We start from the raw sequence: 14,558 nt of genomic DNA, 5'->3' as shown, positions 1-14,558 counted from the left end.
GTTATGCAGGCATTGCTGGAACATTTTATTACCCAGTCCGTTATGTATTCGCTCATCGCCGTGGCGCTGGTGGCGTTTCTGGAGTCGCTGGCGCTGGTCGGGCTGATCCTGCCCGGCACCGTGATGATGGCGGGGCTTGGGGCGCTTATCGGCAGCGGCGAGGTCAATTTCTGGCAGGCGTGGATGGCCGGTATTATCGGCTGTTTGCTGGGGGACTGGATCTCCTTCTGGCTGGGCTGGCGCTTTAAGAAGCCGCTACACCGCTGGTCGTTCATGAAAAAAAACAAAGCGCTGCTGGATAAAACCGAGCATGCGCTGCACCAGCACAGCATGTTCACCATCCTCGTGGGGCGCTTCGTTGGGCCAACGCGTCCACTGGTGCCGATGGTGGCCGGGATGCTGGATCTGCCCGTCGCGAAGTTTGTGGTGCCGAATATCATCGGCTGCGTCTTCTGGCCGCCGTTCTACTTCCTGCCGGGTATCCTGGCGGGCGCGGCGATTGATATTCCTGACGGTATGCAAAGCGGTGAGTTTAAATGGCTTCTGCTGGGTACGGCGGTGCTGCTGTGGCTGGCGGTTTGGCTCTGCTGGCGCCTGTGGCGCAGCGCGAAAGCGAGCGTCGATCGCCTGACCCGCTATCTCCCGCGCACGCGCCTGCTCTGGCTGGCCCCACTTACGCTCGGCGTGGCGGTGGTAGCGCTGGTGGCGCTAATCCGCCACCCGCTGATGCCGGTGTACGGCGAGATCCTGTTGAAGGTGGTGAGCCGTTAAGGTGTTTTCCCTCTCCCCGTGGGAGAGGGCCAGGGTGAGGGCATCAGACCGCACGAATACCCAACAATGAAGATGCCCCTGCGTTACCACTCAGAAGTTCTTCTGTTTCTCCATCCCACAAAATACGTCCCTCTGCGATCACCACCGATCGCGGCGCGATGCGTGCGGCATCTTCAATGCTGTGCGAAACCATCAGCATCGTCAGTTGTTCGCGCTCGCACACCTCCTCAACCAGCGAGAGCATCTCCTGACGCAGAGCCGGGTCGAGCGCCGAAAAGGGTTCGTCGAGCAGCAGCAGCGGCTGCTCGCGCACCAGACAGCGTGCCAGCGCCACGCGCTGGCGCTGGCCGCCGGAAAGCTCCCCCGGAAGTCTGTTGATAAACGCAGACAGGCCCATTTGTTCGGCGATCGCCTCCAGCGTCTGCCGCTGCGCAGCACTGAGCTTTAACCCCGGATCCATACCCAGCGCGATGTTCTGCCAGACCGTAAGATGATTGAACAGATTGTTTTCCTGAAACAGCATCGACACCGGGCGCTTAGCCGGCGGAGCGTAGGTATACTCGCCGTTATCAATGACGATCGACCCGCTGGCTGGCTGCAAAAAACCGGCAATCAGATTGAGCAGGGTACTTTTTCCGGCCCCGCTGGGGCCAAGCACTGCGATTCGCTCTCCCTGACGCACGGAGAGGGTAAAACGCATTGGCAGGTGCTCATAAAGCCAGGTTACATCAGTCAGTTTTAACATCACGCCCCGGAAGTTTTTCGATAACGGTAAATAACGCAAAGCACAGCAGCAACAGGAGCAGCGCCGTGACGGCGCCGTCCTGGCTACGGTAAGAGCCAATTTGCTGATAAAGCCAGAACGGCAGCGTGCGGAAATCCTCGTTGCCGAAGAGCGCCACTACGCCAAAATCGCCAATCGACAGCACGCAGGCAAACGCCAGCGCCTGGGCGAGCGGACGTTTCAGTGCGCGCAATTCTACCACCTTCAGACGCTGCCAGCCCTGCATGCCCAGCGACTGACACAGCAAGCTGTAGCGGCTGTTGACGTCGCGCATCGGGTTTTCCAGTACCTTGAGCGCGTAAGGGATGGCCATCAGTGCGTTGGTAAAAATGACGATGCCGTCGGCGCTTTCCGGCAGGCCGATGGTGCTGTTGAACAGTAAAAAGAATCCGGTCGCCAGCACAATGCCCGGCATCGCCAGGATCAGCATACCCGTCAGTTCCAGCGCGTGTCCGGCTTTACGGGCATGACGCGCGTACAGCTCGCGGCTGCTCCAGAGCAGCATCATGGTCAGGATCACGCACAGTAGCCCGGCTGCCAGCGCAATGCGCAAGGAGGTCCACGTTGCTTGCCACAGGACAGGTTGTTGCAGTACCGACAACACATTCCTGTTGAGGCCATCGGCGATCACGGCCAGCAGCGGCGGCAGCAGAAGCAGGAGCGCCAGCGCGATCAGCATCACGTCCGAGATGCGGCTGTGCAGGCTGTCCTGCGGATCGCGCCAGCCGGTAATGTTATTGCTTCCTGCGGGGATCGCTTTGCTCAGCCGCTGGCTGAGTAACACCAGCACCAGGCAACACAGCATCTGCACGATCGCCAGCAGCGCGGCGCGCCCCGGATCGTAGTCGTAGCTTAACGCCTGATAGATCGCCAGCTCGATGGTGGTGGCCTGCGGCCCGCCGCCGAGCGAAAGGACGGTGGCAAAGCTGGCGAAGCAGAGCATAAAGATCAGCGCGGCAACCGGGGCGATCTGACGTCGCAGCCACGGCCATTCGACAAAACGGAAGAACGACCAGCCGCGCATACCAAGCTGGGCGGCAATTTGGCGCTGCTCGCCGGGAATGTTCTCCAGCGCCTGTAAAAAGAGGCGCGTCGCCATCGGCATATTGAAAAAAATATGCGCCAGCAGAATGCCTTTCAGGCCGTATGGCGAGAAGGTCCATTCCAGACCAAGCAGGTTGAAAAGGAATGCCAGCCATCCCTGCCGACCATAGACGCTCAGAATGCCGAACACCGCCACCAGCACGGGCAGGATCAGCGTCATCGCGCACAGCCGCAGCAGGGCAAGCCTGCCGGGGAAACGTCTGCGATAGAGGGCGCGCGCGAGGAAAATGGCCGGGAGCGTCGACAGCAGCGCGGAGAGAAACGCCTGCCAGAACGAGAAACGGATGACGTGCCAGAGATAGCTGTCGTGCCAGAGGGCAAGCAGATCGCTCTCTGGCGCGTTAAACCACAGCGCAAGGAATGCACCCAGGCTGACGACCACCATCAGTATAGCGGCGAGCAGCCCGGGAACTAACCAGCCGGGGATCAGCGGCTGACGGCGCGTTGCCATTCACTTATCCATGCGGCGCGCTGGGTGGCAACCTGCTGCGGCGTAAATTCCAGGGAGGTTTGCGGTTTGTTCAGCTGCTCAAAACCTGCCGGCAGCGCAACATCAGTGACCGGGTACATCCAGTTTCCTGTCGGAATAGCATTCTGGAATGCCGGTGAAACCATAAACTTCAGGAATTTCTCGGCGAGCTCCGGCTGTTTGCTCGCGGCGGTGCGGGCGGCCACTTCCACCTGCAAATAATGTCCTTCAGTAAAGTTCGCGGCGGCGTAGTTGTCTTTCTTCTCGGCGATAATGTGGTAGGCCGGAGAAGTCGTGTAGCTCAGCACAAGGTCGCTTTCGCCTTTCAGGAACAGGCCGTAGGCTTCGCTCCAGCCTTTGGTGACGGTAACGGTTTTCGCAGCCAGTTTCTGCCACGCCTCAGGCGTTTTGTTGCCATAGACTTTCTGCATCCACAACAGCAGCCCCAGACCCGGCGTGCTGGTGCGCGGATCTTCATAAATCACGCGCCACTTCTGATCGCTTTCGACCAGCTCTTTCAGGCTTTTGGGCGGATTCTTCAGCTTGTTTTTATCGTAGACAAACGCAAAGTAACCGTAATCAAAGGGTACGAAGGTGTCGTTTTTCCAGCCGCCCGGCACGTTGACGGCATCTGCCGCCACGCCGCTCTTGGCGAACAGTCTGGTTTGAGTGGCGGCTTGCAGCAGGTTGTTATCCAGCCCGAGCACCACGTCGGCTTTGCTGTTTTTGCCTTCCATACGCAGCCGGTTAAGCAGAGAGACACCATCTTCCAGCGCCACGAATTTCAGCTCGCAGTTGCAGTCGGCTTCAAAGGCTTTTTTCACCGCCGGGCCGGGGCCCCAGTCGGCGGAGAAGGAGTCGTAGGTGTAGACCGTCAGGACAGGCTTAGCAAAAACAGGCAGCGCAAACAGCGCCAGCAGAGGAAGAACGTTTTTTAACACTTTGCACCTCAGGGTTGAGTGGCAAAGGATTTTGAGAGACAGCCTCAAATCCCTTCGCCGGCGTTATCCGGATCAGGTTCGACGGGTATTATCTCAGCGCACATCAGTGATGCAGCACCCCGTTGAGAACGGCGCTATTGTAATGATTTGGTGAATATTACGAAAGCGTTATGGCTCCGGCGGCGCAAACCACGCGGATTTAAAATCAAACCAGCCCAGGGTATTCATTCGCAGGCCGCGCATGCTGCGCTGACCCTGGATCAGCAGCCAGTGGTGAATCAACGGTACGATCGTCTGCCCGGCCAGCAGCTCCTGACACCAGGCGGCCAGATCCATTTCTCCTGCCCGCCACCGTGCGGCGTCTCGCTGCCAGTCCCGATTGATACAGTGCTGAATCAGGGGCACTTCATACAGGTGAGAGAAGAGCGAAAAATCAAGCGGCAGCGTGAAGTTCGCACTGTTGAGCCAGATATCGCTGATAACATCTCCACGGTGCCATTCATCATAGTCCACTTCCTGTATCGCCAGCGTCACGCCCTCGGCTGCCAGCAGCTTACTCATGATCCTTGCGATAAACCGGTGTTCAATGTGATCGCGATAGTAGCTGAGGGTGATGGTCTCCAGTCCGGCAGGTTTTTCACTGCGTACTGGCTGCGCATGGTGCCAGCGCGGAAGCAGGCCATAGGCTGGGAACCACCAGGTCTGGTATTGCTCTTCAGCGTGATAAATCAGGTTAGCGGGAGCCAGAATATGGCTGATCCACCTGCGTACGTCGTGATTCGCCCCGCGATGGCTGCGGCTGTCAAAAAGCAGATAGTAGCAACCCTCTTCCAGGCGACTCTCGAACGCCTTTTCGCTGGTTGTTGGCCCTTCCAGCGTCAGGCCTGCGCTCAGCTCTTCGTTGAGATCCGGTAGTACCCAGACGTTGACTTCGTCGATCAGCGCCCTATAGCCAAAGTAATCATCAAAGGCGCGGATCTTCAGCTGATTACTGTTGTTCCGTGAAACGGAGTAGGGGCCCGTACCAATCGGCTGGCTGGAAAAATTGTTCAGGGATCGCCACTCGGCAGGCAGGATCATCGAGGGCACGTAGCCCAGAAGCCACGGAAGCCATTTGTCCGGCTGCGATAGCTCAATATCCAGCGTCCATGCCGTTGGGGAGTGGATCCGCGCGATATGCGAGTAGAGCGGCAGCGTGCGGGCGCGCTCTAAGGAGTCGATAACGTCGCGCATCTCCAGCTCGCGTCCATGGTGGAAATGAATGCCGGGACGTAAAAAGAAGCGCCAGTGCAACGGAGACACCTGTTGCCAGTGATGGGCAATATCCGCTTCCAGTTCCCCGTTTTCCTCATTTATCCGCGTCAGACCGCTAAAAATCTGCCGGGCCATGTGGGTTTCAGAGCGACGTAACGCCGTACCGGGCAACAGATTTTTCATTGGGCGATAGTAAAGCACTCGCAGAATGTGGCGTCCCTGACGAAAGCTGCGTCCCAGATGCGAGACCAGCATCTGGCGCACGGCGGCTTTGTCGCCCACCAGCTGGACCAGCTGATCGATGCGGTCCTGCTCCAGCAGATCCTCCGCCCGCTGTTGCTGCAACGCCAGGCCGGTATAGAGGAAAGTCAGGCGCGAGCGCTTACCGCGTCCGGCTTCGGCCTCCCAGTTTAGCCAGCCCTGCTGCTGCATGGTGTTAAGGAGGGTACGCATATGACGCCGGGAGCAGTTGAGGAGCTCAGCCAGCTCGTTCAGCGTGGTCTCCTGCGATTGCCCCTCGCAGCACTGCCAGAGGCGGATAAATTGTTGTTGCAGACGACCAGAAGGCATAAAAGAGGAACTCCTGACAAAAAATCAGCAATTTATTAATCCCTATATTAAGCCAATAATCCTTATCGATGAAGCGAGGAGGTAAATTATGAAGAGGTCTACCGCACGTCAGTTTTATCAGCACTATTTTTCAGCGACAAAGGGAGTGTCCTGGCTGGCCCGCCAGTGCGCAGAGCAGCGGCTGAGAATACTGGAAGATCTGATGCAGTGGGACGTTACGAAACCGACCTCTTCTCGCTAACTCGCCTCGATCATGTGTGACTGAGTATTGGTGCTAATCACCCGCCAGCAAAATGTTTTTGCTGGCTTTTTTCGTTTACTATTTCACCCAATTTCGATTCGCTTTCATAAGGACTTGCGCATGCTCTGGTTGATGACGATGGGGCGACGCCTGAACGGCGTGTACGCCGCTTTTATGCTGGTGGCCTTCATGATGGGCGTGGCCGGTGCGCTACAGGCGCCGACGCTGAGCCTGTTTCTCAGTCGTGAGGTTGGGGCGCAGCCATTTTGGGTAGGCCTGTTCTACACCGTCAACGCCATTGCCGGGATCCTCGTCAGCCTGTGGCTGGCGAAACGATCCGACAGCCAGGGCGATCGCCGCAAGCTGATCCTCTTTTGTTGCGCCATGGCCGTGGGCAACGCGTTGCTGTTTGCCTTTAATCGTCACTACCTGACGCTTATCACCTGTGGCGTGCTGTTGGCCTCTCTGGCGAACACCGCCATGCCGCAGCTCTTCGCCCTGGCCCGGGAGTACGCCGACAACTCGGCGCGGGAAGTGGTGATGTTCAGCTCGGTGATGCGTGCGCAGCTCTCTCTCGCATGGGTCATCGGCCCCCCGCTGGCGTTCATGCTGGCGCTGAACTACGGTTTCACCGTCATGTTCACCATCGCCGCGGGAATTTTTGCCATCAGCCTGGCGCTGATAGCCTTTGTGCTGCCATCGGTGGCGCGCGTAGAGCAGGTGACGGACAAGCCCATCACCCAGGTAAGCGGCTGGCAGGATAAAAACGTCCGCATGTTGTTTATCGCCTCCACGCTGATGTGGACCTGCAACACCATGTACATTATCGATATGCCGCTGTGGATCAGCAGCGATCTGGGACTGCCCGACAAGCTCGCGGGGATCCTGATGGGCACCGCTGCCGGGCTGGAGATCCCGGCGATGATTCTGGCGGGTTACTACGTAAAACGTTTCGGAAAGCGTCGGATGATGGTCGTCGCCGTGGCGGCTGGGGTGGTGTTCTACGCGGGGTTAATCCTTTTCCATTCGCGTGAAGCTTTGCTGGCGTTACAGCTATTTAACGCGGTATTTATCGGAATCGTTGCCGGGATCGGCATGCTCTGGTTCCAGGATTTAATGCCGGGGCGAGCAGGCTCCGCGACCACGCTGTTTACTAACAGTATCTCTACCGGCGTGATTCTGGCAGGGGTGATTCAGGGGGCGCTGTCGCAAAGCTATGGACATGCATCCGTGTACTGGGTGATCGCAGCGATTTCGGTCATCACGCTTGTATTAACGTGCCGGGTTAAAGACGTTTGATTATGGAAGGCGGCTTCACGAAATGAAACGATTTTCTGACAGGAGCAGAGAAGGCGCATAGAGTGCGTGACGGGTGCTTGAGGCTGTTTGCCTCAGGCTTTCGCAAGAGGCAAACAGTGGAGAGTCCCACATCAAAAAACTGATCGGGAGACAAACTTCACAACCAACATTGCGAGGTTAGTCTCTTCATTGCCGAAAAGCAATAAGGAGGCTGGAATGCCAAAACGTACTCTGCTGTTAGGTTTGTTTCTGATCTGTACGACGTTGTTGATCTTCACCTGGATGGTGCGTGACTCGCTGTGTGAGCTGCACTTCAGACAGGAGAAAACAGAGCTGGCGGCAGTGTTGGCTTACGAAGCAAAACGTTAGCGGTATTGGCGGGGAAAGTTTCCCCGCCTCTCCAGAGTGGTTACGCCTCAACGCACCCTTATCAATGGCCCGCGTCCTGCGGGCCATTGCCTTTAGCCCATAAACGCAGGCTGTTTTTTCTCGTAGTTGGAGATAGCCTCTTCGTGTTGCAGCGTCAGGCCAATGCTATCCAGACCGTTCAGCATGCAGTGGCGACGGAACGCATCAATGCTGAAGCTGTAGGTCTTGTCACCGGCTTTCACCACTTCTGCTTCCAGATCCACTTCAAACGACATCCCCGGATTTGCCTGCACCAGCGCAAACAGTTCATCGACCTGTTCGTCACTCAGCGTCACCGGCAGCAGCTGGTTGTTGAAGCTGTTGCCGTAGAAGATATCCGCGAAGCTTGGGGCGATAACCACTTTAAAACCGTAGTCGGTCAATGCCCATGGCGCGTGTTCACGCGACGATCCGCAGCCAAAGTTTTCCCGCGCCAGCAAAATGGAGGCGCCTTTGTATTCCTGAAAGTTCAGGACGAATTCCGGGTTCGGCACTTCGCCTTTATCGTCGAGGAAGCGCCAGTCGTTGAACAGATGCGCCCCAAAACCCGTGCGCGTCACTTTCTGCAAAAACTGTTTAGGAATGATCGCGTCAGTATCGACGTTAGCGGCGTCCAGCGGGACAACACGGCCCGTATGTTGGGTAAATTTCTCTGCCATGATTGTCTCCTTATTTCAGGCTGCGAATATCGGCGAAATGACCGGTGACTGCCGCAGCGGCGGCCATTGCCGGGCTGACCAGGTGGGTGCGCCCACCGCGGCCCTGACGGCCTTCAAAGTTACGGTTGCTGGTGGAGGCACAGCGCTCGCCCGGATTCAGGCGGTCGTTGTTCATCGCCAGACACATGGAGCAGCCGGGCAGGCGCCACTCGAAGCCTGCTTCGATAAAGATCTTATCCAGACCTTCCGCTTCCGCCTGGGCTTTCACCGGACCGGAGCCCGGCACAACCAGCGCCTGCACGCCCGGTGCCACTTTGCGGCCTTTTGCAATTTCTGCCGCAGCGCGTAAATCTTCGATACGGGAGTTAGTGCAGGAGCCGATGAACACTTTATCAATGCTCACGTCGGTCAGCGGTACGCCGGGTTTCAGCCCCATATAGGCCAGCGCCTTTTCCGCACTCGCGCGCTCGACCGGATCGGCGAAGGAAGCCGGGTCAGGAATGCTGTCGTTGACGGAAATGACCTGGCCCGGGTTGGTGCCCCAGGTGACTTGCGGGGCGATCTCTTCCGCCTGCAACGTCACAACGGTATCAAAAATTGCCCCCTCGTCCGTTTTCAGGGTTTTCCAGTACGCTACCGCGTCGTCAAAATCCTGTCCTTTCGGCGCATGGAGACGCCCCTTCACATAGTTGAAGGTGGTGTCGTCTGGGGCCACCAGGCCTGCTTTGGCACCCATTTCAATGGCCATGTTGCACAGGGTCATACGACCTTCCATGCTCAGCGCCTGGATAGCGTCGCCGCAGAACTCAACGACGTGACCGGTACCGCCTGCACTGCCGGTTTTGCCGATAATCGCCAGCACGATATCTTTCGCGGTGATACCCGGCGCGGCTTTCCCCTTCACTTCAATCTTCATGGTTTTGGCGCGGCCCTGCTTCAGGGTCTGCGTCGCCAGAACGTGTTCCACTTCAGAGGTGCCAATCCCGAACGCCAGGGCGCCAAATGCGCCGTGCGTCGCGGTGTGGGAGTCGCCGCAGACAATGGTCATGCCCGGCAGAGTAATACCCTGTTCAGGCCCCATTACGTGGACGATGCCCTGATAGGGGTGGTTCAGATCGTACAGCTCCACGCCAAACTCGTTACAGTTCTTAATCAGCTCCTGCATCTGAATACGCGCCATCTCGCCAGATGCATTAATGTCTTTGGTCTGGGTGGAAACGTTGTGATCCATCGTGGCAAAGGTTTTACCCGGCTGACGCACCGGGCGCTTGTGCGCACGCAGGCCGTCAAATGCCTGAGGAGACGTCACTTCGTGTACCAGATGACGGTCGATGTACAACAGTGGGGTTTCGTCTGGCGTCTCGTAAACAACGTGCGCATCAAACAACTTCTCATATAACGTCTTAGCCATGATTACACCCCTTCAGCGACATAGCGGGCAATGATGTCGCCCATTTCATCGGTACTGACTGCCGCCGTGCCGCGTGCTAAATCACCGGTACGGACGCCTTCTTCTAACGCCCGGTTAATGGCGTTTTCAATTGCGGTTGCTGCATCGCCTGCATCCAGGCTGTAGCGCAGCAGCAGAGCCAGGGAGAGGATCTGCGCAATCGGGTTGGCGATGTTTTTGCCTGCGATATCCGGCGCGGAGCCCCCCGCCGGTTCGTACAGGCCAAAGCCTTCTTCGTTCAGGCTGGCCGAGGGCAGCATGCCCATGGAGCCAGTGATCATGGCGCATTCATCCGAGAGAATATCGCCGAACAGGTTGGAGCACAGCAACACGTCAAACTGAGACGGATCTTTGATCAGCTGCATCGTTGCGTTGTCGATATACATATGCGACAGCGCAACGTCCGGGTACTGCTTAGCGACTTCACTGACGATTTCGCGCCACAAAATGGAAGACTGGAGCACGTTCGCTTTATCAATCGAGGTCACTTTACGGCGGCGTTTGCGCGCTGACTCAAACGCGATATGGGCGATACGTTCAATTTCAAAACGGTGATAGACCTCGGTATCAAACGCTTTCTCATGCTGACCGCTGCCTTCGCGACCTTTTGGCTGACCGAAGTAGATGCCGCCGGTCAGCTCACGCACGCAGAGAATGTCGAAACCGTTGGCCGCGATATCCGCGCGCAGCGGGCAGAACTCTTCCAGCCCCGGGTACAGCTTCGCCGGACGCAGGTTGCTGAACAGTTTGAAATGTTTACGCAGCGGCAGCAGCGCACCGCGCTCCGGCTGCTCTGCTGGCGGCAAATGTTCCCACTTAGGGCCGCCCACGGAGCCAAACAGCACGGCATCGGCATTTTCACAGCCTTCCACAGTGGCTTTCGGCAATGGCGTACCGTGGTTATCAATCGCAATACCGCCCACATCGTAGTGGCTGGTGGTAATTTTCATCGCAAAACGCGAACGAACGGCTTCCAGTACTTTCAGCGCCTGTGCCATCACTTCCGGGCCAATACCGTCACCCGGCAACACAGCAATATGGTAATTCTTCGACATCACACGGTTTCCTTGTTGTTCTCTTTATTCTGAGCTTTGCGTTGCAACTCTTTTTCGACTTCGGCGGCGCGCCAGATGTTGTTCAGGACATGCACCATCGCTTTCGCGGAGGATTCGACGATATCTGTCGCCAGACCCACACCGTGGAAGCGGCGACCGTTATAATTGACGACGATATCCACCTGACCCAGGGCGTCTTTACCGTGCCCTTTAGCCGTCAGGTCGTATTTCACCAGCTCTACGTCGTACTCAGTGACGCGGTTAATCGCCTGGTAAATGGCATCCACAGGGCCGTTGCCGTTGGCGGCTTCCGCTTTAATTTCATCCCCGCAGGCCAGCTTCACGGAGGCGGTGGCGATGTCGCTTGAGCCGGACTGGACGTTGAAGTAGTCCAGACGGAAGTGCTCTGGCTCTTCCTGCTGTTTGTTGATGAATGCCAGCGCTTCCAGATCGTAATCAAACACCTGGCCCTTCTTGTCCGCCAGCTTCAGGAAGGCGTCGTACAGCTGATCCATGTTGTAATCGCTGTCCTTGTAGCCCATCTCTTCCATACGGTGCTTCACTGCCGCGCGACCAGAGCGTGAGGTCAGGTTCAACTGAACCTGGTTCAGACCGATGGATTCCGGAGTCATGATTTCGTAGTTTTCACGGTTCTTCAGCACGCCATCCTGGTGAATACCGGAAGAGTGAGCGAACGCGCCCGTACCGACAATCGCTTTGTTGGCCGGGATCGGCATGTTGCAAATCTGGCTGACGGTCTGGCTGGTGCGCCAGATTTCGTTGTGATTAATGCGTGTGTGCACGTCCATGATGTCTTTGCGCACTTTGATCGCCATGATCACTTCTTCCAGCGAACAGTTGCCTGCGCGTTCGCCGATGCCGTTCATCGCGCCTTCTACCTGACGCGCGCCGGCGTGCACCGCCGCGATAGCATTGCCAACGGCCAGGCCCAGGTCATCGTGGGTGTGTACAGAGATAATGGCTTTATCAATATTTGGTACGCGGTCATACAGACCGGTAATGATGTTGGCAAACTCAAACGGCATGGTGTAGCCGACGGTATCCGGGATGTTGATGGTTCTGGCTCCGGCATTAATAGCGGCTTCCACTACACGGGCCAAATCGTCAATCGGCGTGCGGCCTGCATCTTCACAGGAAAATTCCACGTCGTCAGTGTAGTTACGCGCCCGTTTAACCATATACACCGCACGTTCGATCACTTCATCCAGCGTGCTGCGCAACTTGGTTGCAATGTGCATGGGGGAGGTGGCAATAAAAGTATGGATACGGAAAGCTTCTGCAACTTTCAGGGATTCCACGGCCACATCGATATCTTTCTCAACGCAGCGAGCCAGAGCGCACACGCGGCTGTTTTTGATGGTGCGGGCGATGGTCTGCACTGACTCAAAATCACCCGGCGAGGAGACAGGAAAACCGACCTCCATTACGTCTACACCCATGCGTTCCAGGGCCAGCGCAATTTGCAGTTTTTCTTTAACACTCAGGCTCGCCTGTAATGCCTGTTCACCGTCACGTAAAGTAGTATCGAAAATAACGACTTGCTGGCTCATGGGTTAGGTCCTTGTCAGTCTTAGGGCGCCTTGCTACGAGCATAAAAAAACCCGCGCAGTGGCGCGGGTTTTTAGTTTTACTGAAGACGATTCAACGCTGAATTTCGCCCGCCAGTCTACCGCGCACAGTGGATGCGTTTAGTAGTAGTAGACCGGTGAAACGAAGGGTGCGAATCATGAATCCTGCTCCAGGTGAATGCGATAGGCTTTTAGTGGTACTGGATACGCCGACTCATGTCAACCCCTCCCCGACAAAACGGGGACCCAACGCAGGGAGAATACATTAGCTAATTGTGCTGGTTTTTGCGTGGCTAACCGATTTTATTGTCTATTATTGGACTGTGGATTCATCTCTGGAATAATTTGAATATAATTGGTAGCAATTGAACATACTATTTTCATCAACATGCTAAGAAATGGAATGTGTTTCATATCATTGATTTATAAACTTCATGAATGATTTACGGGTAAGTAAGTTATCAAAATTGATATCAATTTGTTAATGAATATGCGTTGTATACTATTAATAGTTTAATAACGCTTAAGTCATTATTAATGAGAGCGTTGATTGTGTATTTGTCTGGTTTATGGTTTCATGCTCACAATAAAGTTTGAGATATCTTTTGAACGATTTTTAACTCTTCATTTATGGGGTGCGTAAAGCCGCTCGGTGAATGGGGCTCTTTATATATTCCGAATTTTAAATAATTTCCTTTCGCTTGTTGTATATGCATGGTAAATCATATTTTTCGAAGTTATTACTGTACCTGGGCAAAGGGAATTTAGCGTGACGGTGGAGTCAGAAATGCCAGAAAATAATATTAACCAACCACAGACTTATGATGGGGTTAAGCCTCAGTTACGCACAGTGGATCTTAACTTGTTAACTGTATTCGATGCAGTGATGCAGGAGCAGAATATTACGCGAGCAGCGCAATCTCTGGGAATGTCTCAGCCTGCCGTGAGTAATGCCGTAGCCAGACTTAAGGTGATGTTTAACGACGAGTTATTCGTTCGTTATGGGAGGGGAATTCAGCCCACAGCGCGTGCATTCCAGCTATTCGGTTCGATTCGTCAGGCGCTACAGCTGGTTCAAAATGAACTTCCCGGTTCGGGCTTTGAACCCTTAAGCAGTGAGCGGGTTTTCCATCTCTGTGTTTGCAGTCCGTTAGATAATTATTTGACGTCTGTTATATATAATAAAGTTGAACAGATCGCCCCAAATATTCATCTCGTTTTTAAATCATCATTAAATCAAAACACTGAACACCAGCTTCGTTATCAGGAAACAGAGTTTGTTCTGGGATACGAAGAGTTCCGCCGTCCAGAGTTTGCCTGTGTTCCGTTGTTCAAAGACGAAATGGTGTTAGTCGCCAGTAAAAAACATCCCCGTATGAATTCGCCGCTGCGTGAAAGCGATGTTTACAGTGAGCAACACGCCGTTGTTGCTCTTGACAGATATGCCTCATTCAGTCAGCCGTGGTATGACACCGCCGATAAACAAGCCAGCGTGGCTTATCAGGGAATGGCCATGGTCAGCGTATTAAATGTCGTTTCTCAGACGCAGTTAGTCGCTATTGCGCCGCGCTGGCTTGCTGAAGAGTTCTCCGATTCACTGAATCTGCAAATTTTACCTCTGCCGCTCAAGCTTAATAGCCGTACCTGTTATCTTTCCTGGCATGAGGCTGCGGGTCGGGATAAAGGGCATCAGTGGATGGAAGAGCTGCTGATCAATATTTGCCGTCGCTAGGTTCTGGTGAATAAACCGCATGGCGTCATGCGGTTTATTCTGCGGTTTTTAAAACTGGCGATATTATGTTCTGTGTTCATTTTTTCAGTTACTTATGCATGCTCAAAAATAGATGATTTCCTGATCCATCCTCTTTTTAAGAGATGAATTATTATTGTCTCCACTCATACCAGACGAATTCACCATATTCATGTCTGTCAGCTGTTTTTTCTGCTTTTATTGCTCATTCCCG

Annotated in this window: 14 protein-coding genes and 1 riboswitch; of the genes, 5 read left to right on the top strand and 9 right to left on the bottom strand. The window is 55.1% G+C overall.

Annotated features, from left to right (window positions below; genetic code table 11):
• Nucleotides 1-3: 3 nt before the first annotated feature.
• Complete coding sequence (locus AC4OVS_RS18700) at nt 4-771, top strand: DedA family protein (RefSeq protein ID WP_017383796.1); 768 nt, start codon at nt 4-6, stop codon at nt 769-771.
• Nucleotides 772-814: 43 nt separating this feature from the next.
• On the opposite strand, the gene thiQ is transcribed toward AC4OVS_RS18700, so the two are convergent.
• From thiQ to sgrR, 4 genes are all read right to left on the bottom strand, one after another.
• Entirely contained in the window at nt 815-1,516 is a 702-nt protein-coding gene (thiQ, locus tag AC4OVS_RS18695) for a thiamine ABC transporter ATP-binding protein ThiQ (protein WP_045308058.1), read from the bottom strand.
• A complete protein-coding gene (thiP, locus tag AC4OVS_RS18690; RefSeq protein WP_491922625.1) occupies nt 1,500-3,110 on the bottom strand; it encodes a thiamine/thiamine pyrophosphate ABC transporter permease ThiP in 1,611 nt (536 codons plus the stop codon). Before thiP ends, thiQ begins: the two co-directional genes overlap by 17 nt.
• Nucleotides 3,086-4,069: a thiamine ABC transporter substrate binding subunit gene (thiB, locus tag AC4OVS_RS18685; RefSeq protein ID WP_154051879.1), complete on the bottom strand. Its 984-nt coding sequence runs from the start codon at nt 4,067-4,069 to the stop codon at nt 3,086-3,088. Before thiB ends, thiP begins: the two co-directional genes overlap by 25 nt.
• A 31-nt stretch (nt 4,070-4,100) precedes the next feature.
• Nucleotides 4,101-4,201, bottom strand: a riboswitch (TPP riboswitch).
• A 36-nt stretch (nt 4,202-4,237) separates the two neighbouring features.
• Nucleotides 4,238-5,893 carry an HTH-type transcriptional regulator SgrR gene (gene sgrR / locus AC4OVS_RS18680; RefSeq protein ID WP_491922624.1) on the bottom strand — a complete coding sequence of 552 codons (1,656 nt, stop codon included), beginning with the start codon at nt 5,891-5,893 and terminating at the stop codon, nt 4,238-4,240.
• An 88-nt stretch (nt 5,894-5,981) separates the two neighbouring features.
• Here sgrR and sgrT point away from each other — a divergent pair, with 88 nt between their 5' ends.
• The 3 genes from sgrT to AC4OVS_RS18665 all read left to right on the top strand — a co-directional run bounded on the left by sgrT (nt 5,982) and on the right by AC4OVS_RS18665 (nt 7,802).
• Nucleotides 5,982-6,134, top strand: a complete 153-nt coding sequence (gene sgrT, locus AC4OVS_RS18675) for a glucose uptake inhibitor SgrT (protein WP_003856388.1) — start codon at nt 5,982-5,984, stop codon at nt 6,132-6,134.
• A gap of 120 nt (nt 6,135-6,254) precedes the next feature.
• On the top strand, nt 6,255-7,433 hold the full coding sequence (locus AC4OVS_RS18670; RefSeq protein WP_022647031.1) for a sugar efflux transporter: 1,179 nt from the start codon (nt 6,255-6,257) through the stop codon (nt 7,431-7,433).
• A 216-nt stretch (nt 7,434-7,649) separates the two neighbouring features.
• The gene (locus AC4OVS_RS18665) at nt 7,650-7,802 is read left to right on the top strand and encodes a Hok/Gef family protein (RefSeq protein ID WP_010427008.1); all 153 of its coding nucleotides are present in this window, start codon (nt 7,650-7,652) and stop codon (nt 7,800-7,802) included.
• Between the two features lie 92 nt (nt 7,803-7,894).
• Here AC4OVS_RS18665 and leuD read toward each other — a convergent pair whose 3' ends face one another.
• From leuD to leuL, 5 genes are all read right to left on the bottom strand, one after another.
• Nucleotides 7,895-8,500: a 3-isopropylmalate dehydratase small subunit gene (gene leuD, locus AC4OVS_RS18660; protein WP_491922623.1), complete on the bottom strand. Its 606-nt coding sequence runs from the start codon at nt 8,498-8,500 to the stop codon at nt 7,895-7,897.
• Between the two features lie 10 nt (nt 8,501-8,510).
• Complete coding sequence (leuC, locus tag AC4OVS_RS18655) at nt 8,511-9,911, bottom strand: 3-isopropylmalate dehydratase large subunit (RefSeq protein ID WP_022647033.1); 1,401 nt, start codon at nt 9,909-9,911, stop codon at nt 8,511-8,513.
• 2 nt (nt 9,912-9,913) lie between these two features.
• Nucleotides 9,914-11,005 (bottom strand): 3-isopropylmalate dehydrogenase, encoded by a 1,092-nt coding sequence (gene leuB / locus AC4OVS_RS18650; RefSeq protein WP_022647034.1) that lies wholly within the window; start codon nt 11,003-11,005, stop codon nt 9,914-9,916.
• Entirely contained in the window at nt 11,005-12,576 is a 1,572-nt protein-coding gene (leuA, locus tag AC4OVS_RS18645; protein WP_491922622.1) for a 2-isopropylmalate synthase, read from the bottom strand. The genes leuB and leuA overlap by 1 nt, the downstream gene beginning before the upstream one ends.
• Nucleotides 12,577-12,667: 91 nt before the next feature.
• Nucleotides 12,668-12,754: a leu operon leader peptide gene (gene leuL, locus AC4OVS_RS18640; protein WP_057979999.1), complete on the bottom strand. Its 87-nt coding sequence runs from the start codon at nt 12,752-12,754 to the stop codon at nt 12,668-12,670.
• Between the two features lie 627 nt (nt 12,755-13,381).
• Between leuL and leuO the strand changes: the two genes are divergently transcribed.
• Nucleotides 13,382-14,326: a transcriptional regulator LeuO gene (gene leuO, locus AC4OVS_RS18635; RefSeq protein WP_022647036.1), complete on the top strand. Its 945-nt coding sequence runs from the start codon at nt 13,382-13,384 to the stop codon at nt 14,324-14,326.
• Nucleotides 14,327-14,558 lie beyond the last annotated feature (232 nt).

This window comes from Enterobacter sp. 4974935 (genome assembly GCF_058661735.1).
The sequence above is the reverse complement of the archived record's forward strand: the minus strand, read 5'-3'. Positions and strand labels throughout refer to the sequence as shown.